Origin of the sequence: Streptomyces huasconensis, assembly GCF_021028635.1 — a bacterium.
GTDB lineage: Bacteria > Actinomycetota > Actinomycetes > Streptomycetales > Streptomycetaceae > Streptomyces > Streptomyces huasconensis.
On the sequence record NZ_CP086119.1, the window covers coordinates 5,906,993 to 5,929,194 of the forward strand.

The window sequence follows — 22,202 nt, forward strand, 5'->3', positions numbered from 1 at the left end:
ACGTCCTGGACGGAAGCGGGAGGACGACGTGAACGACCCGCACGAGCGGAAAGAGGGGGTGGGCGAAGCGATGTCTCGCGGCGAACGGCTGCAGATCTGCCCCCTGACGGACCGGGTCGGCCTGGAAGTGGCCGGTGAGGTCTCGCTGCCCACGCACATGGCGTGGGAGCAGGCCTTGGAGCGGGTGGTCCAGCGGCCCCACGACTCGTATCACTTCGAGTTGTCGGCCCTGACCTTCATCGACCTGGCCGGCGTCACCGCCCTGGCCATGACCGCCCGGAGCCTGAACGGCGGGCAGCGGCTCGTCCTGGAAAGCCCGCCGCCCGCCCTGAGCCGTGTGCTGGAGCTGTTCTGGCCCGACCTGTCTGCAATCGAGGTGGCCACGACATGAGCGCCATGACCGAGACCGAACCCTTCGTCCACCCGGCACTGTTCTACCGGGGCGAGGAGGAGTACGTGGCGGGCACCGTCCCGTTCCTCCAGGAGGGCCTGGACGCGGGCGAGGCGGTGGCGGTGGCGGTGCCGCGGGCCAACCTCGACCTCATCCGCGGCGAGCTGGGCGCACGGGCCGCACAGGTGAAGCTCCTCGACATGACGCAGGTGGGCCGCAATCCCGGACGGATCATCCCGCGGGTGCTGCGTGCCTTCGCGGACGCCCACCCCGGCGGACGGGTGCGGATCATCGGCGAGCCGATCTGGGCCGGACGCTCCGCGCCCGAGTACCCCGCCTGCGTGCAGCACGAGGCGCTGATCAACCTGGCGTTCCAGGGACGTGCGGTGACCATCCTCTGCCCCTATGACGCGGTGCGGCTGGAACGGACCGTCCTGGACGACGCCTACGCCACGCATCCCACGGTCATCGAGGCCGGTGCCCACGACACCAGCGCGGCCTACGCCCCCGAAGCGGTGATCTCCCGTTACAACCAGCCCCTGACCGCGCCCGCCGACGTGCCGCAGACGTCCTACACGGCGGACTCCCTGCCCGACGTACGGCACTTCGCGACCGGCCGGGCGGCCGAACTCGGCCTGCCCGAGTCCCGGCTGCACGATTTCGCCCTCGCCGTGGCCGAGCTGACGACCAACAGCGTCGTGCACGGCCGGGGATCGGGTGCGCTGCGGGTCTGGCGCCAGGACGACGCCGTCGTGTGCGAGGTGCGTGACGCCGGGCTGCTGGCCGACCCGCTCGCCGGCCGCTGCCCGCCGCCACCCGGCCAGAGCGGGGGGCGGGGGCTGCTGCTGGTGAACGTGGTCGCCGACCTCGTCCGCATCCACACCGCCCCCGGCGAGGGCACGACCATCCACGGCCACTTCCGCTGCTGACCGTCGCCGCCGCATCCGGCGCGGGCCGCCCGCGCCGGACGCGGAGTGCGCGCGCCCGGGTCCGGCTCAGCCCTGGATCTCGGAGGGGTCCATCCACATGAACTCCCAGGTGTGGCCGTCCAGGTCGTCGAAGGCGCGGCCGTACATCGTGCCGTAGTCCTGGACCTTGCCGGGCGTGGCACCGGCGGCGATCGCCTTGTCGACGATCTCGTCGACCTTCTCGCGGCTCTCCGCGCTCAGACACAGCAGCGCCTCGCTGGTCTTCGTGGAGTCCGCGATCTCCTTCTCCGTGAAGTCGGCGTAGCGCTGCTTGCCCAGCATCATCACCGTGATGGTGTCGCTGATGACCACGCACGCGCAGTCATCCGTGGAGAACTGCGGGTTGATGGTGTAGCCGAGCCCCGTGAAGAACTTCTTCGTCGCGTCGACGTCGTTCACGGCGAGGTTCACGAAGATCATCTGCTGGTACATGAGGTCTCCCGGTGAGTGCGGTGTGTGCGGCGTGTGCCGTGCCCTGGGCGTCCGCCGTTCGCAGGGTTAGACGCACGTTCGACACCGAACTCATCGCCCGGCGCGACCTTTTTCTCGTACGAGTCTTCTCAACGCCCCAGCGGCAGCGCCGCCAGCTCCGCGACGACCCAGGTCAGCGGGGCGAACACGGCGGTCAACGCGCCCGCGCGCAGCGCCGCGGAGCCGCGGAGCAGGGTCGCGGGCGCCCCGATCCGCAGCAGCGCGGCGGTCGTGTGCGCGCGGGACTGCCGGGCCTCGACGGCGGCCGTGGCCAGTGTCAGCACGGCGCAGCCCGCGACGAGCAGCGCGCCCAGCGCGGTGAGCGGCCCGACCTCGGGGCGCGGCCCTCCGTACAGGACGACCGAGGCGTACGCACCCGAAGCCACCGCGCACAGCACGCCGAGCGGGCGGCCGATGCGCCGTGCCTCCTGCTGGAGGACGCGCCCGGCGAGCAGCCGCACCGCGCCGGGCCGCGCGGCCTGGAGGACCCGGCCGCAGAGGTAGGTGACGCCCGGTCCGGCGAGCGCGAGGCCGAGCGCGGTCAGGGCCCATCCGGCGAGGACGCCCGCGGAGGCGCCACCGGCCCCGCCCGGCACCCGGAACCCGGCGCCCGGCCCGCTCGCCGAGCCGCTCGCGTACGTCTCCACGGCGAGCCCCGCGGCGAGCAGCGCGACGCCCCACGGCAGACCGCTCGGGGCCGGAGCCGGGGCGTCCGGTTCCTCGGTGCTCCCGTCGCCGGTACGCGCCCCCGCCTTGCCGGGCCGGGGCCGCAGCGCGGCGGCGCTCGCGGCCGAGGCGGCGAAGGGAACCACGGTGAGCAGGGTCAGCGCGGCGCCGAGCGGCAACGGCCGGTCGGCGGCGAGCAGTCCGGCCGCGGCGCCGTCGAAGGGCAGCCCCGACAGGTCGCCGCGCAGGTGCAGGAAGAGGAGCAGCGCCAGCAGGGAGCCGAGGGTGCAGGCCACCGCCGTGGAGACACCGGCGAGGAGCATCAGGCGGCCGGGGCCGAGGCCCACCGCGGAGAGCCCGGGGCGGGGGCGGGTGCCGGGGTCGGTGCGGGCCACGGCGACGGCGAAGTGCACGGTCGCGGCGATCGGCGCGACGCACCAGGCGAGCCGCAGCACGGAGCCGGTCCCCGGCTGCTCCATCGCGTGGGCCAGGGTGCACAGCAGCAGGAAACCGGTGCCCGCGGACGCGGCGGCGACGAGCAGCCGCCGCAGCTGCACGAGCGGGCGCGCCCCACGGGCTAGACGGAGAGCGAGCACGCGGCCCGGCCTTCCGCCTCGGAGGCAGGGGTGCCGCCGGCGTCCGCGGCTCCACCGCCCTCTGGGTCCGGGGCCTTGGGGGCCGCTGGGTCGCTGGTGGCGGTTGCGGCGCCCGGGGCGTCGGTGCCGGTGCCGGTGGTGCTCGCTGCGGTCGCGTCGTCGGGGTCGGCGGCACTCGCCGCCTCGGCGGGGCTTGAGGCCGCGGGGGTTCGGGAAGCGCTCCCGGGCTCCGCGGCCGCCGGGGACCCTGACGCCTTGGAGGCCGCCGAACCAGCTCCGGTCGCACTCGAAGCGCGGGCTCGGCGCCGAGCGTTCCCGGCCACCGAAGCCGCCGAAGCCGCCGAAGCCCCCGAGGTACGGGAAGCCTTCTCCGGAGCCGAAGCTCCCGAGGAACTCGAGGCCCGCGCCCGGCTCGCTGCCCGCGCTCGGCGTGAAGGCCGCTTGGCCGCGGCGCCACCTGCACCGGACGGCTTCGCCGCCCCCGCAGCCCCCGACGACCCTGACGCTCCCTCCGGCTCGGCAGGGCCCTCTGGCTCGGTCGCCCCCTCCGGCTCGGCAGGCACCTCCGTGACCGGGGGCAGTGGCAGTGTGCTCACGCGGCGGCCGTCGAGCAGGGGGACGGTGCGGTCGGCGAGGGCGGCGAGGTCCGGGTCGTGCGTGGCGAGGACGACCGTGATGCCGTGCGAGCGGGCCGCGGTCATGAGCGTCCGCAGGACGTGCGCGCGGTCGGCGCGGTGCAGCGGCGCGGTGGGCTCGTCGGCGAAGATCACCGACGGCGTGGCAGCCAGCGCGCGGGCGACGGCGACGCGCTGGCGTTCGGCCTGGAGGAGGGCGTGCGGGCGCTTACGGGCGCACGTACCGACGTCGAGGCGCTCCAGCCACTCCTTCGCGAGGGGCTTGGCGGCGCGGTGGGCGGCGCCGCGCAGCATCAGCGGCAGGGCGACGTTCTCCCAGGCGGTGAGTTCGGGCACGAGGTGCGGCGCGGGATCGATCCAGCCGAAGCGGTCGCGGCGCAGCCGCTCGCGTACGAGCGGACCCATCGTGTGGACGGGGGTGCTGTTGAACCACACCTCGCCCTGCTGAGGCACCAACTGGCCGGAGAGGCACCGCAGAAGGGTCGTCTTGCCGCTGCCGCGCGGGCCGCTGACGGCGAGGACCTCGCCTTGGCGGACACCGAGCGAGACGCCGGTGAGGGCGGGGGAACCACTGTGGGTGACATGCAGTGCGCGTGCCCACAGCACGTCGTTGTCCGGCGGGGCCACCATGGCGTACACCTCGGTTCAGATCAGTTGCCTCCCCCATACGGGGGAACGAAGGCGGGGCCGATCGGTCACTGGGCACGCTAAGGATTCGGGCGGACCTGCCAGGAAAGGACGCGGCCCGGAGGCGTCCGTTCTCACTCGAACGGTCGCCTCCGGGCCGGTGCTGATCAGACAATCACGCGCGGTCGCTGGTCCATCGGTGCGCGGATCGAACGCCGATCAGAGCTTCGTCCACGCCTCCGTGAGCACCTGCCGCAGGATGCCCTCGATCTCGTCGAAGGTCTCCTGCGTGGAGATCAGCGGCGGGGCCAGCTGCACGACCGGGTCGCCGCGGTCGTCGGCACGGCAGTACAGGCCGTTGTCGTAGAGCGCCTTGGAGAGGAAGCCGTACAGGACGCGCTCGGTCTCCTCGTCGTTGAACGACTCCTTGGTGTCCTTGTCCTTCACCAGCTCGATGCCGTAGAAGAAGCCGTTGCCGCGGACGTCGCCGACGATCGGCAGGTCGAGCAGCTTGCGCAGGGTCTGGTAGAAGGCGTCCTCGTTGTCGAGGACGTGCTGGTTCAGACCCTCCTTCTCGAAGATGTCGAGGTTGGCGATGCCGACCGCGGCCGACACGGGGTGGCCGCCGAAGGTGTAGCCGTGCAGGAAGGTGTTGTCGCCCTTGTAGAACGGCTCGGCGATCTTGTCGGAGATGATGCACGCGCCGATCGGGGAGTAGCCCGAGGTCATGCCCTTGGCACAGGTGATCATGTCCGGGACGTAGCCGAACTTGTCGCAGGCGAACATCGTGCCGAGGCGGCCGAAGGCGCAGATGACCTCGTCCGAGACGAGCAGCACGTCGTACTTGTCGCAGATCTCGCGCACGCGCTGGAAGTACCCGGGCGGCGGCGGGAAACAGCCGCCCGCGTTCTGCACCGGCTCCAGAAAGACGGCCGCGACCGTCTCCGGGCCCTCGAACAGGATCTCCTGCTCGATCTGGTCGGCGGCCCAGCGGCCGAAGGCCTCGGGGTCGTCGCCGTGGATCGGGGCGCGGTAGATGTTGGTGTTCGGCACCTTGTGCGCGCCCGGGACGAGCGGCTCGAAGGGGGCCTTCAGGGCCGGCAGACCGGTGATGGACAGGGCGCCCTGCGGGGTGCCGTGGTAGGCGACCGCGCGGGATATGACCTTGTACTTGGTGTGGTTGCCGGTCAGCTTGTGGTACTGCTTCGCCAGCTTCCACGCGGTCTCGACGGCCTCGCCGCCACCGGTGGTGAAGAAGACCTTGTTGAGGTCGCCCGGGGCGTAGTCGGCGAGGCGCTCGGCCAGCTCGACGGCCTTCGGGTGGGCGTAGGACCACACCGGGAAGAAGGCCAGCTCCTGCGCCTGCTTGTAGGCGGTCTCGGCGAGTTCGTGACGGCCGTGTCCCGCGTTGACGACGAAGAGGCCGGACAGGCCGTCCAGGTACTTCTTGCCCTTGTCGTCGAAGATGTAGGTGCCCTCGCCACGCACGATGGTGGGAACGGGCGCGTTCTCGTACGACGACATGCGGGTGAAGTGCATCCACAGGTGGTCGTAGGCGGTCTGGCTGAGGTCCTTGCTCACGGCTATCGGGTTCCCCACATATAGGTCTGCTTCTTGAGCTTGAGGTAGACGAAGCTCTCGGTGGAGCGCACGCCGGGGAGGGCGCGGATGCGCTTGTTGATGACGTCGAGCAGGTGGTCGTCGTCTTCGCAGACGATCTCCACGAGGAGGTCGTGCGAGCCCGCGGTCATCACCACGTACTCGGCCTCCGGCATGGCGGCCACGGCGTCCGCGACCGGGTCCACATCGCCCTCGACGTTGATCCCGACCATCGCCTGCCTGCGGAAGCCCACGGTGAGCGGGTCCGTGACGGCGACGATCTGCATCACGCCTTGGTCGAGCAGCTTCTGGACGCGCTGGCGCACGGCCGCCTCGGAGAGGCCCACGGCCTTGCCGATGGCGGCGTACGGACGGCGTCCGTCCTCCTGGAGCTGCTCGATGATCGCCAGAGAGACGGCGTCCACGGGAGGGGTGCCGTTCCCACTGCCGCTGCCGCCCGGATTGCCGGTGCGGGAGCTGCGGGGGTTACTGGGGTCTGCGCTGCGACTGGCCACGACCTCACTGTGCACGACGTCTCGACACTTCCGCAAGGTCGAACCGATGAAATTCGTTGTTTGTGACTTCGATCGTCACGGATTCCGCAGTTCTGGGGTGCTGGGTATGTTGAAAGCGTCGGTACAGCGACTAGGGTGGGAGTCTCATCCACTGGACATCTGACTTGGAGGGCCGGAAGTGAGCACCGAGCTGCGCCGTCTGCGCAACTACATCAACGGAGAATTCCGGGACGCGGCCGACGGACGGACCACCGAGGTGATCAATCCGGCGACCGGCGAGGCGTACGCCACCGCGCCGCTGTCGGGCCAGGCCGACGTCGACGCCGCCATGAAGGCCGCCGCCGACGCGTTCCCCGCCTGGCGCGACCAGACGCCCGCCGAGCGGCAGAAGGCCCTGCTCAAGATCGCCGACGCGTTCGAGGAGCGGGCCGAGGAACTCATCGCCGCCGAGGTCGAGAACACGGGCAAGCCGATCGGACTCACGCGGTCCGAGGAGATCCCGCCCATGGTCGACCAGATCCGCTTCTTCGCGGGCGCGGCCCGGATGCTCGAAGGCCGCGCGGCCGGCGAGTACATGGAGGGCCTGACCTCCATCATCCGCCGCGAGCCGATCGGCGTCTGCGCGCAGGTCGCGCCGTGGAACTACCCCATGATGATGGGCGTCTGGAAGTTCGCCCCGGCGCTCGCGGCCGGCAACACGGTGGTGCTGAAGCCGTCGGACACCACCCCCGCCTCGACCGTGCTGATGGCCGAGATCATCGGCTCCATCGTGCCGCCCGGCGTCTTCAACGTCGTCACGGGCGACCGTGACACCGGCCGCATGATGGTCGAGCACCCCACCCCCGCGATGGCCTCCATCACCGGCTCAGTGCGCGCCGGCATGCAGGTCGCCGAGTCCGCCTCCAAGGACCTCAAGCGGGTCCACCTGGAGCTGGGCGGCAAGGCGCCCGTCGTGGTCTTCGAGGACACCGACATCGCCAAGGCCGTCGAGGACATCTCGATGGCGGGCTTCTTCAACGCCGGCCAGGACTGTACGGCCGCCACGCGCGTGCTCGTCCACGAGTCCATCCACGACGAGTTCGTGACGGCGCTCGCCAAGGCCGCCGCCGACACGAAGACCGGCCAGCCGGACGACGAGGACGTGCTCTACGGCCCGCTCAACAACGCCAACCAGCTGAAGCAGGTCTCCGGCTTCATCGAGCGGCTGCCCGCGCACGCCAAGGTCGAGGCGGGCGGTCAGCGGGTCGGCGAGAAGGGCTACTTCTTCGCGCCGACCGTCGTCTCGGGCCTCAAGCAGGACGACGAGATCATCCAGAACGAGGTCTTCGGCCCCGTCATCACCGTCCAGTCCTTCACGGACGAGGCGCAGGCCGTCGAGTACGCGAACGGCGTGGACTACGCCCTCGCCTCCTCGGTGTGGACCAAGGACCACGCGCGCGCGATGCGCATGTCCAAGGTGCTCGACTTCGGCTGCGTGTGGATCAACACGCACATCCCGCTGGTCGCGGAGATGCCGCACGGCGGGTTCAAGAAGTCCGGCTACGGCAAGGACCTCTCGGCGTACGGCTTCGACGACTACACCCGCATCAAGCACGTGATGACCTCGATCGAGGGCTAGTCCGTCCGCCGGGCTGATCGCCGTTTGCCGCTGCGGGTCGTGGGGTTGCTCGCGCAGCTCCCCGCGCCCCTGACGGGGCGCTTCCGCGGCGCCTTATTCGGGTGACCACCGAGCCGCCCCCGCGTACCGTTGCGTACGCGGGGGGCGGCTCCGTGGTGGGCTTCCTTCTTCCTTCTTATGCAAAAAGATCCGTAGCGCACCCACTTCCCGCCCCCGCATCTCTCTGCACCACGGGGGTGGACCTGATGACGACGAGCACCACGACCGACGACCTCGCCGCGCTGCTGCTGCGCCGCCGCCAGAGCGTGTATGTACCCCCCGGCCCCGGACGGACCGCCGAGGCCGACGCCACCGTCGTCGTCCTCGAAGCCGAACTCGCCGACTGCGGCCACCTGTTGACCGCCCCGCTGCGCCGCGCCCTGACCGCGCTGGCCCCCGCGGACCTCGTCGCGACCGGGCGGAAGCTGCTCGCCGACGTCGACGCCCTGCTGGGCTCGGACCGTACGCACACCCCGCTGTTCGCGCGCTTCCCCGCCGACATCCCCTACCAGCACGCGTACGACCGCTTCACCGCGACCCTCGTCGCGCACCTCACCGCCCAGCCGCACCAGCCCTGCATGAACTGCGCGGGCACCACGGTCCGGGTCCGCGCGCTCACGCCCTGCGCCCATCTGCTGTGCGACGACTGCCACCGCAAGGAGAAGGACTGGGGCTGCTGCGACCAGTGCTGCGAGTGGTACGCCTGCCCGGTCTGCGAGCAGTGCTACGAGACGGACGGGCCCGTCGACCCGTGGCTCGACACCGGCGCCGGCCTCGGCGGCGACGGCGGCCCGGTCCTGCGCGCCCTGCGCCTCGCCGCTCCCGGTGAGGCCGCCGCCGAACTCTCCGCCCTGCTCGCCCGCCGCACCCCGCTGAGCCCGCAGGACCACGACGACCTGGTCCTCCTCCTCGGCCACACCGACCCGGCCGACGCCGCCGACCGGCTGCCCCCGTCCATACCGCTGCGCGAGAGCAAGGCCCTCGCCCTCGCCCCGCTCCTGGACCTCCCCGAGACGCGGCCGCTCGTCGCGCGGTACGCGGACACCGCCACCGACGTGCTGCGCCTCCTCGCCGTACGCTCCGGCGGCGACCCCGACCTGCTCGAACTGCCGCGCCTGCGCGGCCTTTCCCGTCCCGTGCGCCGCGAACTGCTCGCCCTGCTCGACGGGCTGGACTTCGCGCGCCTCGCCGAGGACATGGCCCGCCACCCGCGCGCGTGGAAGCGCGTCGGCGAGATCCTGCACCCCTTCGAGGGCGCCCACCGGCACGCCCGCGTGGCGCTCGCCTTCGCCGTCCTGCGCGAGACCCGCCTCGACGACGGCCCGCTCAGCGAGGTGCTGCTCACCGAGGCCGCCCGGCACGACGGTGTCCGGCTCGCCGGAGACCGGCTGCGCGTCATCACCTGGCAGAGCCGCGTCGAGGAGGCGCTCGGCCGTTGGGACACGGCGGCCGCCGCCGGGCTCCTGCGCGCCCGCCCCGGTGAACTGCTGCGCCGCCTCGACCTGTTGCTGGCCCGCTCCGGCTCGCAGACCCTCCCCGAGCCGGTCGGCGAGGCGCTCGCGCACGCCCTGCCGCGCACCGCTCCCGGCCCGCTCCTCGGCGCGTACGGCCAGCTGCGCATCCGCTCCGTTCCCCGGCACCGCCGCGTCTTCTTCCCGCGCGGGCGCGTCACGAAGGCGTACGCCGTCGAGGACCACCGCCCGCCGCTGCCCTCCCGCGTCGCGGGCCGCGCCGCCGAGCTGATCGAGGCCGAGGCCGTCCGGCGCCTCGCCGCGCGCGCGGGGGAGCGGTACGACGTGGCCGTCCTGGACGCCTCGCTCGCCGACCTGCCCGTGCCGTCCGCCGAGCGCGCGTCGGCGGCCTCGCTGGTCGCGGTGCCGCGCGGCAGCTCGCTGCCCATGCCCGCGGACAGCGAGACCGTGCGGCTCTTCCTGCACTGGACGCAGCCCAAGGGCACCCGTGTCGACCTCGACCTGTCCGTCGCGCTCTACGACGACCTGTGGCGCTTCATCGGCCACTGCGACTACACCCACCTGGAGTACGCGGGCGGCGCCGCCCGCCACTCCGGCGACCTCACCTCGGCGCCCGCCCCGCACGGCGCCACCGAGTACCTGGACCTCGACCTGCCGCGGCTCGCGAACACGGGGGTGCGGTTCGTCGTGCCGGCGGTCATCTCGTACAACGACGTGCCGTTCGATGAACTCCCGGACGCCTTCGCGGGGTTCATGGCGGTGCGGGGCAAGGAGCGGGCCGTCTACGACCCGCGGACCGTGCGGCAGCGCTTCGACCTCGGGGGCGACGGGAAGCTGCGCGTACCCATGATCGTCGACCTGCGGACGCGGCACGCGTGGTGGGCGGACGTCACGCTCGCCACGACGGGCACCGGCCACGACGTGTGGCGCTACCGCCGGCAGATGGGCCGCCTGGGCAACGACCTGCTCGACACCTTCCAGCCGCGCGGCCGGGCCACCCTGTGGGACCTGGCCTGCTGGACCGCCGCGGCCCGCACCGACGGCGAGGTGTACGTCCGCGGCCGCGGTCACGTCCTGTGGGGCTACCGCCGCGCGGCGGACGAGCCGCGCGCCGACTTCGCGCTGCGCGTCCGCGACGGCTGGGAGCCGGACACGCTCCGGGCCGAGCCGGAGCTGACCGGCCGCCGTGCTCTTCTCGCCCTGCTGCACGGCGAGTTGGCGGGCGCGGAGGGCATCGCGTCCGGCACGGCGTACCGCCTCTACCCCGGCCCGGTCGACGCCGCGCCGCCGGAGCGGATCACCGCGGGGGACCTGGCGGCGTGGCTGGAGCCCACCGGCTGAGCGGCGCGGTGATCGACAGGGTGTCGGCTCAGGCGCGCCCGGCTCGACGCAGCGTCCATTGCCCGGCGGGGAAGCGGAGGCGCATGCTGCCGGGTGTGCGAGCGAACCCCAGAGCCTCCTTCGTGTCCCGCCGTTCCCTGCTGCGCGCCCTGGGCGGCGGGGTGGCCGTCAGTACGCTCGCGGGGTGCGGAGTTCCCGCCGCGTACATCGCCCCGGACGAGCGGTCCGCCGCCGACCGCTCGGCGCGGGACAAGAGGCTGACGTTCGCCAACTGGCCGCTGTACATCGACACGGACGACCAGGACAAGACAAGGCGCCCCTCGCTGGAGGCCTTCGAGAAGCGGACCGGGATCGACGTCCGCTACACGGAGGAGATCAACGACAACGACGAGTTCTTCGGCAAGATCAGCCCGTCCCTGATGAACCACCAGGACACCGGCCGCGACCTCATCGTCATCAGCGACTGGATGTGCGCCCGTTTCGTACGGCTCGGCTGGGTGCAGGAGATGGACCGCGCCCGCCAGCCCCACGTCACCAAGTACCTTGACCCGTTGCTGCGTTCGCCGCACTTCGACCCGGGGCGCAAGTTCACCGTGCCGTGGCAGTCGGGCATCACCGGCATCGCGTACAACAAGCGGAAGGTCGGCCGGGAGATCAAGCAGGTGTCCGACCTGTGGGCCGACGATCTCAAGGGACGGGTCACGCTGCTCTCCGGTCTCGACGAGGCGTTCGCGCTGCTCCTCCAGGGCGACGGCGTCGACGTCACCAAGTGGAAGGCCGACGACTTCCACCGGATGTGCGACCGGGTCGAGAAGCTGGTGGACTCCCACCACATCCGCCGCTTCACCGGCAACGACTACATCAAGGACCTCTCCAGTGGCGATGTCCTGGCCTGCCAGGCCTACAGCGGTGACGTCATCCAGCTCCAGGCGGACGACCCGGACATCGAGTTCGTGGTCCCGGAGGAGGGCGCGGAGCTGTGGGCCGAGTCCCTGATGATCCCCAACCTGGCCGGCCACAAACGGAACGCCGAGCGGCTCATCGACCACTACTACGAGCCGGAGGTGGCGGCGGAGCTGGCCGCCTGGGTCAACTACGTCTGCCCGGTCCCGGCCGCCCGCGACGTCCTCGCCTCCGCCAAGGACAAGGAGTTGGCGGCCCTCGCGGAGGACCCGCTGATCTTCCCGGACGACGCGATGCGGGGGCGGCTCGCCATCGCGCGGGACATCACGCCGAAGGAGCGGACGGAGTTCGCGAAGCGGTGGAACGCGTTGGCGGGCGTTTAGGCGGGGGTTCAGGCGGGCGTTGCGTCGGCCTGAGGGCGGGCGTCGCGCCGGCCCGGCCCGATGGAGCGCCGGAGCGCCCCTGTCGCGCCGGGGGCCCGGATGGGACGGGGGACCGACGAGCGGGTGACGCCGTCCGCACCCCGGCCTACGATGCGCGGGAGTGGACCTTCACGAGCTCCCGGGAGCCTGATGGAAGCCGATCGCGTCGGCGAGAGCGCACGTGGCCGCCTCGCGGACCTGGCCCCTCCGGGGGCCCGCGGGCCGGATGCGGCAGAGTCGGTGCCTCTCGAAGGGGCCGACGGACACGACGTACTTGAGCTCTACAAGCTCGCCGTGGAGATGGCGGACCGGGTCTCCGCCCGCCGCGGGACGGCCAACGCCTTCTTCCTCTCCGTGCAGACCGGGCTGGTCACCCTGGTCGGCTTCGGGATGCCCAGACTGTCGCAGTCGCCGTGGTGGGTGTCCCTGGTGATGGCCTTGGGCGGCGGGACCCTGTCCCTTGCCTGGTGGATGCAGCTCCGCAGCTACCGGCACCTCAACGCGGCCAAGTTCAAGGTCATCAACAAGATCGAGGCGCGCCTTCCGGTCAGGGTCTTCACCGACGAGTGGGAGGTCCTGAAGGGCGATCCGGCACCCGGCCGGTTCAAGCGCTACGCGGAGCTGGGCACCTCCGAGCGCATCGTCCCGCTGGTGTTCGCGCTGGCGCACCTGATCCTGCTGGCAGGCACACTGTCCCTGTGACATACCTTGATCCGCTCGCCGATCTGATCCGGTCCTGCCTGCCCCCGGACGCCACGCCTCCCGAGGACTCCGACGCGTTGTTCCGGCTCTACGCGGTGCTGCTGAGGGCCAAGGGGGAGCAGGTGCGTGACGAGGACGTCCACGACGCGTGGTCCGCGTGGATGCAGACGATCGACAGCGGGCACGACGCCCTGGTCCCCTTCGAGGAACTCACTCCGCAGACGCGCGCCGCGGACGCGCCGTACGCCGAGGCCATTCGCGCGGCGGCGCGGCGCATGGGGCGTACCGGAGTGTGAGAGCGCGGCCGGGGCAGGGACCCGCGCGACTCACCGGGTTCCGGCTCGACCCCACCCCGGTGGGGCCCTGAGCGACCTCGGACGCCTCCGCGAGGTCATGCGCCGGCAAGTGCCCCCGACCCCGCGCCACGTGGCCCCCGTAGACTTCGGGCACAAGTGTTCGTAGATCGGGCGGCTGTCCGTGCGTGAGGGTCGAACCGCCCGCGCGATCCGGTGGACCGTCCGCGCGTGACAGGAGAGGCACAGCACGATGGAGGACCGCGACGCCGCCGCGCTCGACGACCCGGTGGGCGCATCGCTGCGCGGTGCTCACGCGCATCTCGGCCGCCGGGCCGGCCGGGCCGCCACCTACCTGCCGGACGTCGCGACCTTCTCGGCGGTGCCCGCCGACGCGGGGGCGGCGGAGTGGGCCGGCCTCGCCCGGCTGCTCGGTCCGGACGCGTTCGCCGACATGTTCAGCTGCCCCGCGATACCGCCGTCGGACTGGGAGCCGGTCTTCGTCCTCGAGGGCCGGCAGCTGATCTGGCCCGGCAGCGGCCGCCCCGGCCCGCCGGACGCCGGGGCAGACGCCGGGGTCGCCGTGGTCGAGCTGGGCCCCGACGACGTGCCTGAGATGCTCGACCTCGTCGAGCGGACCCGCCCCGGGCCGTTCTGGCCGCGCACCCACGAACTCGGCGCCTACCTCGGTGTCCGCGATCAGGGCACGCTGGTGGCCATGGCGGGCGAACGGCTCCGCCCGCCGGGCTGGACGGAGATCAGCGCGGTCTGCACCGCTCCCGAGGCGCGGGGACAAGGCCACGCCGCCCGCCTGGTGAGCGAACTCGTCGCACGCGTCGTGGCGCGGGACGAGCGCCCCTTCCTGCACGTGGCCGAGGCCAACACCGCCGCCATCGCCCTCTACGAACGGCTCGGCTTCAAGACCCGCAGGGACGTGACGTTCCGCGGCTTCCGTACGCCCTGACGTCCCGCGCCGCGGCCGTGCGGGGCTCAGCGCCGCCGTCGACGCACGGCGTTCCGGACGTCCTCGACGGCGTACGAGGCCTCCAGCCGCCAGGTCTGCGCCTTGTCCTCGACCTTGGACGCCACCGTCCGCCACTTGAACCACCACGGCAGCCGGCGGAACGGCACGAAGGTCAGCGTGTCGTCGACGGCGTTCTCGGCGACCCCGCGGTGACCCTCCGCGCGCAGCGCCGCGTACAGCTCCGGCGTCAGCCTGCCGTTGAGCCGGGCGGCGGTGCCCGCCGCGGTGAAGGCGAACCCCCGCTGGCCCCGGTCGGGAAGCCGCATCGCCGTGACGATGCGCGGTGCGGCCGCTTCCAGCGGGCAGTTGAAGGCCAGCCCGATGGCCGCGGTACCGAGCCGCCGTTCGCCGCGCTCGTACGCGGCGTCCCAATCGGCGGGGTCGTCGATGCCCAGCAGACCTTCCCCGGTTTCCCAGTCCCACCCGGCCGCCATGACCGCTCTTCCTTCCGTCACTCCCGCCCGCAGGATCGCGTACCTCAGCTCAGCGCGGCCCGCACGATGCGCTGGGTCACCGGGTTCATGTCCTCGCCCTTCGCGTCGGTCGCGTTGACCGAGTACACGAGCGTACGGGAGCCGTCCTCGGTGGCGGCGATCATGTTCGTGTAGCCGTGGCGGGCGCCGGTCTTGAGCCACACCTTCTTGCCGTTGACCTTCGTGAACTGAGGTCCCGCCCCGAAGGTCGCCGCGGGCACGCCCGGTGCCAGGCGGGGCAGCGTGAGCATCTCCTTCAGTTGTGCCGGCGGCAGGAGCTTCCCGCCGAACAGGGCCTGCGTGAAGGTCTCCAGGTCAGCTGTCGTGGAGATCATGTCGCCCGACGCGAAACGGTCGTACTGGTTCCACTCGGTGACGTCGACCAGCCGGGTCGTCCCGTCCGGCCGCGCCATCTTCTGGTAGCCGCGGTTGTGCGGTCCGCGGATGCGGGGGTCGGTGCCGGGAAAGTACGTGTCACGCATGCGGAGCGGCTTGAAGATCCGCTCACGGGCCTGATGGGCGTACGAGTCCCCGGTGACCCGTTCGATCAGCAGGCCGAGCACGGTGTACCCGATGTTGCGGTAGTGCTGCTCGGCACCCGGGGCGTGCTGGGGCCCCTCGGCGACGGCGGAGGCGACGACGGTCCGCGGGTCCAGCGTGTCGAAGCGGTGGGCGTACTCGTCGTCGAAGCCGTCACCGGCCTGGAGGCCGCTGGTGTAGTTGAGGAGGCTGCGGACGGGGATGGGCAGGAATTCCTTGTCCTTGTCCGCAGGGCGCGGGAACAGCTCCGGCATGTAGTGCTGGACCGGCTTGTCGAGGTCGAGCCTGCCCTCGGCGGCCAGCTGGAGCGCCACGGCCGCCGTCACGATCTTGGTCGTCGAACCGGCGCGGAACCGGCCGTGCGGGTCGGCTTCGCGGTGCGTCACCAGATCGTGTACGCCGGAACTGCCGCGCCAGGCACCGTGCTTGCCGCCCACGCGGACGAGGGCGGCGGTCGCGTCGGCGTTCGGCAGGCCTTCGATCGCCTGCCGCAGGGCGTCGCCGTTCGGTCTGGTGTCCGGGTCCGCCGCCGGGGAGACCGACGCGGAGGTGCTCGGTGCGTGCGCCCGCGCGAGGGCGGGGGCGGCCGCGGCGCCGGTGAGACCGAGGACCAGGGCGGTGGCGAGGGCGGCACGGAAGGGGGGCTTCATGGGGGCTCCAGAGGCTCCAGGGGCTGAGGGCACGGCGTGCTGCTCGTGCCGTGGTGCTCCCATCCTGGTGATCTTGGAGCCGCCGGGGATCGTCGGCACGGAGGATGCCTCCCCTCTGCCGCCTCAGGGTAGGCGCCCGCTCAAGCGGTGTTCCGCACCAGGGTGTTGACCGGGACATCCCCTAGGTGATCCGAGCCGATGAGCCGGGTCATCGACTCCGCCGCGCGTACGGCGGCGTCCGCGCAGCAGTTGTTGAACAGGACATGGACCTCGTCGGCCCGCTCGGCCATGAAGCGCACGCGCGGGAGCCACTCGGCGAGTTCGGCCGTGGAGTAGGCGTGGCGGAACCGGTCCTCCTTGGACCCCGTGCCCCACGCGGCACTGCGCCCGTGGAAGCGGACCACCGCGTGCCGCGCCACGCTGACCGGCGCCACCGGAGGCATGGAGTGCGGCAGCCCCTGCACCGTGTCCACCGCCACCGCGGCCATGTCCAGGTCGGACAGGAGGGCGGTGGTGCGGTCCCGTCCGTCCTCCCGCCACCAGTCGGGGTGCCGGAACTCCACGGCCACCGGCCAGCCCGCGGCGCGCCGCGCGCACTCGGCGAGGACCTTCTCCGCGTGCGGGCCGGGGGACAGCCACGGCGGGAACTGGAACAGCAGCGTCCCCAACCGGTCCGCCGCGCGCAGCGGTTCGAGCGCCGCGCTGAAACGCCGCCACACGGTGTCCAGCAGCTCGGGGCCGACCGGCTCGCCCCGCAGGTCTGCGGGGAGCGCGGCCTGCCGGGTCGGATGGCCGGTCAGCAGCGAGAACGCCTTCACGTCGAAGCGGAAACCGTCCGGCGTGCGGTCCGCCCAGAGCCGGCAGTTGCGCTCGCTCGGCAGCGCGTAATAGGTCGAGTCGACCTCCACCACGGGGAAGCGTTCGGCGTAGTGCCGAAGCCGCCCCTCCGCGTCCTTGCTGCCCCGCGGATACCAGCCACTGGCCAGCAGCGCGCGGTCCGTCCACGAACAGGTCCCCACCAGAATCTCACTCATCCGGCACGGGTACCCCGACAGCCCCGAAGGATCAGGAGTCGCGCAGCGCCGTCAGGACGTCGATGCGGTTGGTGGTGATGGCGTCGACGCCCGCGTCGATCAGGCGGCGCATCGAGCGGCGCGTGTCGGGGGTCCACGCCGAGACGAGGAAGCCCTGGCGGTGCACCTGGGAGACCAGGTCGCGGTCGAGCAGCGGGAAGCGGTAGTTGAGCCAGCGCGGCTTCACCGCGTCGAGCAGGACGCGGCGGGGCGGGGCCAGCGTCGTCCAGGTCAGGGCGATCTCGGCGGCGGGATCGGCCTCCCGCACGGCGAGCATGGTCCGCGGGCCCGCACAGTAGTACGTACGCTCGGCCGCCCCACCGGCGGCGATGACCCCGACGACCGTGCGCACCGCCTCGTAGGAGGCGTCCGGCAGATCGAGCATGAGCCGGTGCCCCTCCGTGGCGGCGATGGCCGCCTCCAGCGTCGGCACGCCTCCCTCGGTGAGGCCGTCCAGCTCGGCTGAGGACAGGACGCCGAGCGGACGGTCGTACCCCCACAGGCGTTTGAGCGTCGGGTCGTGCAGCAGTACGGGGACTCCATCGCTGCTCAGGCGGACGTCGATCTCCACCGCGTCCGCGCCCCGTTCGAGCGCGGAGCGCAGGGACGGGAGGGTGTTCTCGCGGAAACGGTAGGGATCGCCTCGGTGGGCCACGGCTGTCACGGTGCGCATGGCCCCATTGTGGTGCCGGGTCAGGGGGCGAGCCACGTCTCCGTGTACGTGTCGATCTCGGCGGCGATCCTGGCCTTGCCGGCCGGGTCGAGGAAGGACGCCTCCACGGCGTTCTTCGCGAGGGCCGCGATGCCGCGCTCGTCGAGGCCGAGGAGGCGGGCGGCGACCGCGTACTCCGTGTTCAGGTCGGTGCCGAACATCGGCGGGTCGTCGGAGTTGATCGTGACGACGACCCCGGCCTCGACGAACTGCTTGACGGGGTGCTCGTCGAGGGTGCGCACCGCGCGGGTCGCGATGTTCGAGGTCGGGCAGACCTCCAGCGGGATGCGGTGCTCGGCGAGGTGGGCGAGCAGCTTCGGATCCTGGGCGGCGGTGGTGCCGTGGCCGATGCGCTCGGCGTCGAGGTGGAGCAGGGCGTCCCAGATCGTCTCGGGGCCGGTGGTCTCGCCCGCGTGCGGCACCGAGTGCAGGCCCGCGGCGATGGCCTGCTCGAAGTAGGGCTTGAACTGCGGGCGCGGCACGCCGATCTCCGGGCCGCCGAGACCGAAGGAGACCAGGCCCTCAGGGCGCAGCTTGTCGGTGGTGGCGAGGCGGAGCGTCTCTTCGGCCGACACGATTCCGGCTTCGCCCGGAATGTCGAAGCACCAGCGCAGTACGGTGCCGAACTCGTCCTCCGCGGCCTTGCGGGCGTCCTCGATGGCATCCATGAAGGCGCGGTCGTCGATGCCGCGGCGCACCGAGGAGTACGGGGTGAGGGTCAGCTCGGCGTAGCGGACGTTCTGCCGCGCCATGTCGCGGGCCACCTCGTAGGTGAGCAGGCGTACGTCCTCCGGGGTGCGGATCAGGTCCACGACGGAGAGGTAGACCTGGATGAAGTGCGCGAAGTCCGTGAACGTGAAGTAGTCGGCGAGCGCCTCCGGGTCCGTCGGCACGGCGGAGTCGGGGTGGCGGGCGGCCAGCTCGGCGACGATGCGGGGGGAGGCCGAGCCCACGTGGTGCACGTGCAGTTCCGCCTTGGGCAGGCCGGCGATGAAGGCGTGCGGGTCTGCCGCGGCTGTCGGGTCTGTCTCGGCGGCTGCGGTGTGCTGCTCGGTCACGGTTTCCTCCCCAGGAACGGACTTGATCGGCTGATCGGTGGGTCGGAGCCATCGTAGGCGCCGGTCGGCGGGGGCCGAGGGGCTGGTCTGGACGCCGATCGAGACGTCGGTCGAGGCGCCGGTCGTCGTGGCCGAAGCATGGGCCGTAGCATGACGGAACGTATGAAAGAGGGTGACCGTCGTGACCGCCATACCTCCTCGCCCCGACCCCGAGGACGACGCCGCGCTGGAGCAACGGGACCCCTGGGCTCCGCCATCGGAGGACCCGGCACGGCCGACGGGTACGGCGGAGCCAATGGGCACGACGGGACCGGCCGCCCCGGGAGACTTCGTGGCCCCTCCTGGTGTCGCGGTGCCGCCCTCGCCCCCTACGGCCTGGGGCTCGGGCGTAGGCAACCCCTTCGCGGCTCCGGGTGAGCCGGTGCCTCCGCCGCCGCTGTCACCGGACGGACCGGGGCAGATGCCGTACGGGTACGAGGGGTATGGGGCGCCCGGGAGCCACGCGGGACCACTGGGCCACCCGCACGCCCCGGGGTTCCACGGCCCCCAGGGCTATCCGGGAGCGCAGGGCCATCCCGGAGCGCAGGGATATCCGGCGTACCCCGGCTACCCGGGTCAGGGGGCGCCCGGCTACGGCTGGCCCGCCATGCCCGTGGCCCCGGCGAACGGCATGGGCGTCACCGGGCTGGTCCTCGGGATCATCGCGGCGGCCGGCTTCTGCCTGTGGCCGCTGGCGATCGTGCTCGGCATCCTCGCGGTGATCTTCGGCGCCGTGGGGCGCGGGAAGGCGCGCCGCGGTGAGGCGACGAACGGGGGACAGGCCCTGGCGGGGATCATCTGCGGGGCGGCAGGCATCGTGCTGGGCGTGGCACTGCTGGTGATCACCGTCGTGCTGTCGGAGGAGGAGACCGACACCCGCTCCCTGGAACCCCCGGCCCGCGCGACGACATCGACCGCCGCGTCAGCGGAGACCGCCCCGGCACAGCCCACTCCTGCCTGAGCCCTAGGCCTCAGCCGCCCCCCGCCGAAGCCGACTGCTCAAGCCCCCGCCTCCCGCTGAAGCCTCCCCCGCGCCCCCATCAACGCGAAGCCCAGCAGATTCGCTCCCCGCCACTTCTCCGGGTCCTGGATACGGGGGTCGTCCGCCGCGAGGCCCACGCCCCAGACCCGGTCCAGCGGGCTCGCCTCCACCAGCACCCGCTCGCCCGTGCCCAGCAGAAAGTCCCGCAGGGCGGGGTCCGAGGCGAACTTGTGGACACTGCCGGTGACGACGACGCCGAACCGCTCCCGCGCCCATATCGCCTCGTCGAAGCCCCGCACCAGCCGCCCCGCGTTCTTCGCCTCGGCCGGTGTCCGCGCCGCGAGGACCGCGCGCTCGGCGCCCGCGTCGTCGAAGAGGCGGGCCTTGGCCGCCATCATCCAGTGCTCCGCGGTCGCGTACGCGACGCCGTCCACGGTGAACGGCGAGGGCCACCACTGGCTTAGGCAGCTCGCGCCCAGCGTGCCGTCACGGCGCGGAGTGTGGCCCCAGAAGTGCAGGTACTTCACACGCCGCCCCGCCCGCACCGCGCCGACCAGCGACTCCACCGAGACGATCTCCCCGTCCCTCGCCCCGTCGATCTTCGTCATGCACGCGAGTCTGGCACGCACCACTGACACTCCGTCCCGGGTTTCCGGGGACGACTCGACACCTGGTCGACAGATTCCGTCGCGTAACCAAAAGGCAACAACGGAATCACTTGTTGGACCAGTACCGCTCTGTCAGGATCGGCACTCAAATCGATCTGGAGCTACGCCGACCCCCGCGGGACGGGGAGGACGGCGGAGGAGAGCGTCATGCACAACTTCCAGGCGCAGGACCATTTCGCGGACGGCGCGCAGTACATCGCCGGGCGGCTGACCAAGGGGACCTCGGGACGCACCCATGCCGTCGTCGACCCCGCCACCGGCGACGAGGTCCACACGTACGAACTCGCCGGAAGAGACGACGTCGACGCAGCCGTCGCGGCTGCCGCCGAGGCGTTCCCCGGCTGGGCGGGCGCCACCCCGGGCGAGCGCTCCGACGCCATGCACCGCTTCGCCGCCGTCCTGGCCAAGCGCGCCGAGGAGTTCGCGCAGGCCGAGTCGTTGCAGTGCGGCAAGCCGATCAAGCTGAGCCGGGAGTTCGACGTGCCCGGCACCGTCGACAACACCGCCTTCTTCGCGGGCGCCGCCCGGCACCTGCCGGGCCAGTCGGCCGGCGAGTACACCGGGGACCACACCTCGTACGTACGCCGTGAGCCCATCGGTGTCGTCGGGTCCATCGCGCCCTGGAACTACCCCCTCCAGATGGCCGCCTGGAAGGTGCTCCCCGCGATCGCGGCCGGCAACACCATCGTCCTCAAGCCCGCCGAGCTGACCCCCTTCACCTCGCTGCTCTTCGCGCAGGCCGCCACGGAGGCCGGTATCCCGGACGGCGTCGTCAACATCGTCACGGGCGCGGGCCGGGACGCCGGTGAGCACCTCGTCGGCCACCCGGACGTCGCGATGACCTCCTTCACCGGGTCCACCGGCGTCGGCAAGCGCGTCGCCGAGATCGCCACCGCCACCGTCAAGCGGCTCCACCTGGAGCTGGGCGGTAAGGCGCCCTTCGTGGTCTTCGACGACGCCGACCTCGAAGCCGCCGTGCACGGCGCGGTCGCCGGCGCGCTCATCAACTCCGGGCAGGACTGCACGGCCGCCACGCGCGCGTACGTCCAGCGTCCGCTGTACGACGCCTTCGTGGCGGGCGTCGCCGACCTCATGGAGAGCGTGCGGCTCGGCGATCCGTTCGACCCGAGCACCGACATGGGGCCGCTCATCTCGCACGTCCACCGCGACCGCGTCGCCGGTTTCGTCGAGCGGGCACGCTCCTACGCGCGCGTGGTGACCGGCGGCGGGGCACTCACCCACCCGGGCGCCTTCTACAAGCCCACCCTCATCGTGGACGCCGCCCAGGACAGCGAGGTCGTGCAGTCCGAGATCTTCGGGCCCGTACTCGTCGTCCTGCCCTTCGACAGCGACGACGAGGGCATCCGCCTCGCCAACGACACCCCCTACGGACTCGCCGCCTCCGCCTGGAGCCGCGACGTGTACCGGGCGGGCCGGGCCACCCGCGAGATCAAGGCCGGGTGCGTGTGGGTCAACGACCACATCCCGATCCTCAGCGAGATGCCGCACGGCGGCTACAAGGCGTCGGGCTACGGAAAGGACATGTCCACCTACTCCTTCGAGGAGTACACGCAGGTCAAGCACGTCATGTTCGACAACACCGCGGTGGCCCGCAAGGACTGGCACCGCACGATCTTCGGGGACCGTTAGGCACCTGGCCGCTCGGCCACGCCGCCACGTCGTCACAGGCCGCCCGACCAGCGGCCGCCTTCCTCCCGAAAGGGC

At 72.2% G+C, this 22,202-nt stretch carries 19 protein-coding genes and 2 pseudogenes; 10 read left to right on the forward strand and 11 right to left on the reverse strand.

What is annotated here, in order from left to right; translation table 11 throughout:
• Positions 1–28 precede the first annotated feature (28 nt).
• Together J2N69_RS26975 and J2N69_RS26980 are read left to right on the forward strand one after the other, a co-directional pair.
• The gene (locus J2N69_RS26975) at positions 29–391 is read left to right on the forward strand and encodes an STAS domain-containing protein (RefSeq protein ID WP_230903014.1); all 363 of its coding nucleotides are present in this window, start codon (positions 29–31) and stop codon (positions 389–391) included.
• Positions 388–1,320 carry a sensor histidine kinase gene (locus J2N69_RS26980; protein ID WP_230903015.1) on the forward strand — a complete coding sequence of 311 codons (933 nt, stop codon included), beginning with the start codon at positions 388–390 and terminating at the stop codon, positions 1,318–1,320. Before J2N69_RS26975 ends, J2N69_RS26980 begins: the two co-directional genes overlap by 4 nt.
• Before the next feature lie 66 nt (positions 1,321–1,386).
• On the opposite strand, the gene J2N69_RS26985 is transcribed toward J2N69_RS26980, so the two are convergent.
• From J2N69_RS26985 to J2N69_RS27005, 5 genes and pseudogenes are all read right to left on the reverse strand, one after another.
• Positions 1,387–1,791, reverse strand: coding sequence for a VOC family protein (locus J2N69_RS26985; protein ID WP_230903016.1), 405 nt, complete (start codon positions 1,789–1,791; stop codon positions 1,387–1,389).
• Between the two features lie 128 nt (positions 1,792–1,919).
• Entirely contained in the window at positions 1,920–3,092 is a 1,173-nt protein-coding gene (locus tag J2N69_RS26990; protein WP_230903017.1) for a hypothetical protein, read from the reverse strand.
• Between the two features lie 542 nt (positions 3,093–3,634).
• Positions 3,635–4,357 (reverse strand): annotated as a pseudogene (locus J2N69_RS26995) (ABC transporter ATP-binding protein); the annotation flags it as partial.
• 216 nt (positions 4,358–4,573) lie between these two features.
• Positions 4,574–5,953, reverse strand: a complete 1,380-nt coding sequence (locus J2N69_RS27000; protein WP_230903018.1) for an aspartate aminotransferase family protein — start codon at positions 5,951–5,953, stop codon at positions 4,574–4,576.
• Positions 5,938–6,483 (reverse strand): Lrp/AsnC family transcriptional regulator, encoded by a 546-nt coding sequence (locus J2N69_RS27005; RefSeq protein WP_127911332.1) that lies wholly within the window; start codon positions 6,481–6,483, stop codon positions 5,938–5,940. The genes J2N69_RS27000 and J2N69_RS27005 overlap by 16 nt, the downstream gene beginning before the upstream one ends.
• 163 nt (positions 6,484–6,646) lie before the next feature.
• On the opposite strand from J2N69_RS27005, the gene J2N69_RS27010 reads away from it, so the two are divergent.
• The 6 genes from J2N69_RS27010 (at position 6,647) to J2N69_RS27035 (ending at position 14,222) form a co-directional block, all read left to right on the forward strand.
• On the forward strand, positions 6,647–8,086 hold the full coding sequence (locus J2N69_RS27010; protein ID WP_230903019.1) for a gamma-aminobutyraldehyde dehydrogenase: 1,440 nt from the start codon (positions 6,647–6,649) through the stop codon (positions 8,084–8,086).
• Positions 8,087–8,331: 245 nt separating this feature from the next.
• The gene (locus tag J2N69_RS27015) at positions 8,332–10,938 is read left to right on the forward strand and encodes an MXAN_6230/SCO0854 family RING domain-containing protein (protein WP_230903020.1); all 2,607 of its coding nucleotides are present in this window, start codon (positions 8,332–8,334) and stop codon (positions 10,936–10,938) included.
• A gap of 83 nt (positions 10,939–11,021) precedes the next feature.
• Complete coding sequence (locus tag J2N69_RS27020; protein ID WP_230903021.1) at positions 11,022–12,224, forward strand: polyamine ABC transporter substrate-binding protein; 1,203 nt, start codon at positions 11,022–11,024, stop codon at positions 12,222–12,224.
• Positions 12,225–12,413: 189 nt separating this feature from the next.
• Positions 12,414–12,965: a RipA family octameric membrane protein gene (locus J2N69_RS27025; RefSeq protein ID WP_230903022.1), complete on the forward strand. Its 552-nt coding sequence runs from the start codon at positions 12,414–12,416 to the stop codon at positions 12,963–12,965.
• Positions 12,962–13,261: a DUF7701 domain-containing protein gene (locus J2N69_RS27030; RefSeq protein ID WP_230903023.1), complete on the forward strand. Its 300-nt coding sequence runs from the start codon at positions 12,962–12,964 to the stop codon at positions 13,259–13,261. The genes J2N69_RS27025 and J2N69_RS27030 overlap by 4 nt, the downstream gene beginning before the upstream one ends.
• Before the next feature lie 250 nt (positions 13,262–13,511).
• Positions 13,512–14,222, forward strand: coding sequence for a GNAT family N-acetyltransferase (locus J2N69_RS27035; RefSeq protein WP_230903024.1), 711 nt, complete (start codon positions 13,512–13,514; stop codon positions 14,220–14,222).
• Between the two features lie 26 nt (positions 14,223–14,248).
• On the opposite strand, the gene J2N69_RS27040 is transcribed toward J2N69_RS27035, so the two are convergent.
• The 5 genes and pseudogenes from J2N69_RS27040 to J2N69_RS27060 all read right to left on the reverse strand — a co-directional run bounded on the left by J2N69_RS27040 (position 14,249) and on the right by J2N69_RS27060 (position 18,928).
• Complete coding sequence (locus J2N69_RS27040) at positions 14,249–14,716, reverse strand: hypothetical protein (protein WP_230903025.1); 468 nt, start codon at positions 14,714–14,716, stop codon at positions 14,249–14,251.
• 44 nt (positions 14,717–14,760) lie between these two features.
• Positions 14,761–15,945 carry a serine hydrolase domain-containing protein gene (locus J2N69_RS27045; protein ID WP_230903026.1) on the reverse strand — a complete coding sequence of 395 codons (1,185 nt, stop codon included), beginning with the start codon at positions 15,943–15,945 and terminating at the stop codon, positions 14,761–14,763.
• Between the two features lie 140 nt (positions 15,946–16,085).
• A complete protein-coding gene (locus tag J2N69_RS27050) occupies positions 16,086–16,979 on the reverse strand; it encodes a DUF72 domain-containing protein (protein WP_230903027.1) in 894 nt (297 codons plus the stop codon).
• Between the two features lie 31 nt (positions 16,980–17,010).
• Complete coding sequence (locus tag J2N69_RS27055) at positions 17,011–17,691, reverse strand: glycerophosphodiester phosphodiesterase (protein ID WP_230903028.1); 681 nt, start codon at positions 17,689–17,691, stop codon at positions 17,011–17,013.
• A gap of 20 nt (positions 17,692–17,711) precedes the next feature.
• Positions 17,712–18,928: pseudogene (locus J2N69_RS27060) on the reverse strand (adenosine deaminase).
• A gap of 41 nt (positions 18,929–18,969) precedes the next feature.
• Here J2N69_RS27060 and J2N69_RS27065 point away from each other — a divergent pair.
• A complete protein-coding gene (locus J2N69_RS27065; protein ID WP_230903030.1) occupies positions 18,970–19,788 on the forward strand; it encodes a DUF4190 domain-containing protein in 819 nt (272 codons plus the stop codon).
• A gap of 38 nt (positions 19,789–19,826) precedes the next feature.
• Here the strand turns inward: J2N69_RS27065 and J2N69_RS27070 are convergent, their stop codons facing one another.
• On the reverse strand, positions 19,827–20,417 hold the full coding sequence (locus J2N69_RS27070; RefSeq protein WP_230903031.1) for an NADAR family protein: 591 nt from the start codon (positions 20,415–20,417) through the stop codon (positions 19,827–19,829).
• Positions 20,418–20,624: 207 nt separating this feature from the next.
• Here J2N69_RS27070 and J2N69_RS27075 point away from each other — a divergent pair, with 207 nt between their 5' ends.
• Positions 20,625–22,127 carry a gamma-aminobutyraldehyde dehydrogenase gene (locus tag J2N69_RS27075; protein ID WP_230903032.1) on the forward strand — a complete coding sequence of 501 codons (1,503 nt, stop codon included), beginning with the start codon at positions 20,625–20,627 and terminating at the stop codon, positions 22,125–22,127.
• Positions 22,128–22,202 lie beyond the last annotated feature (75 nt).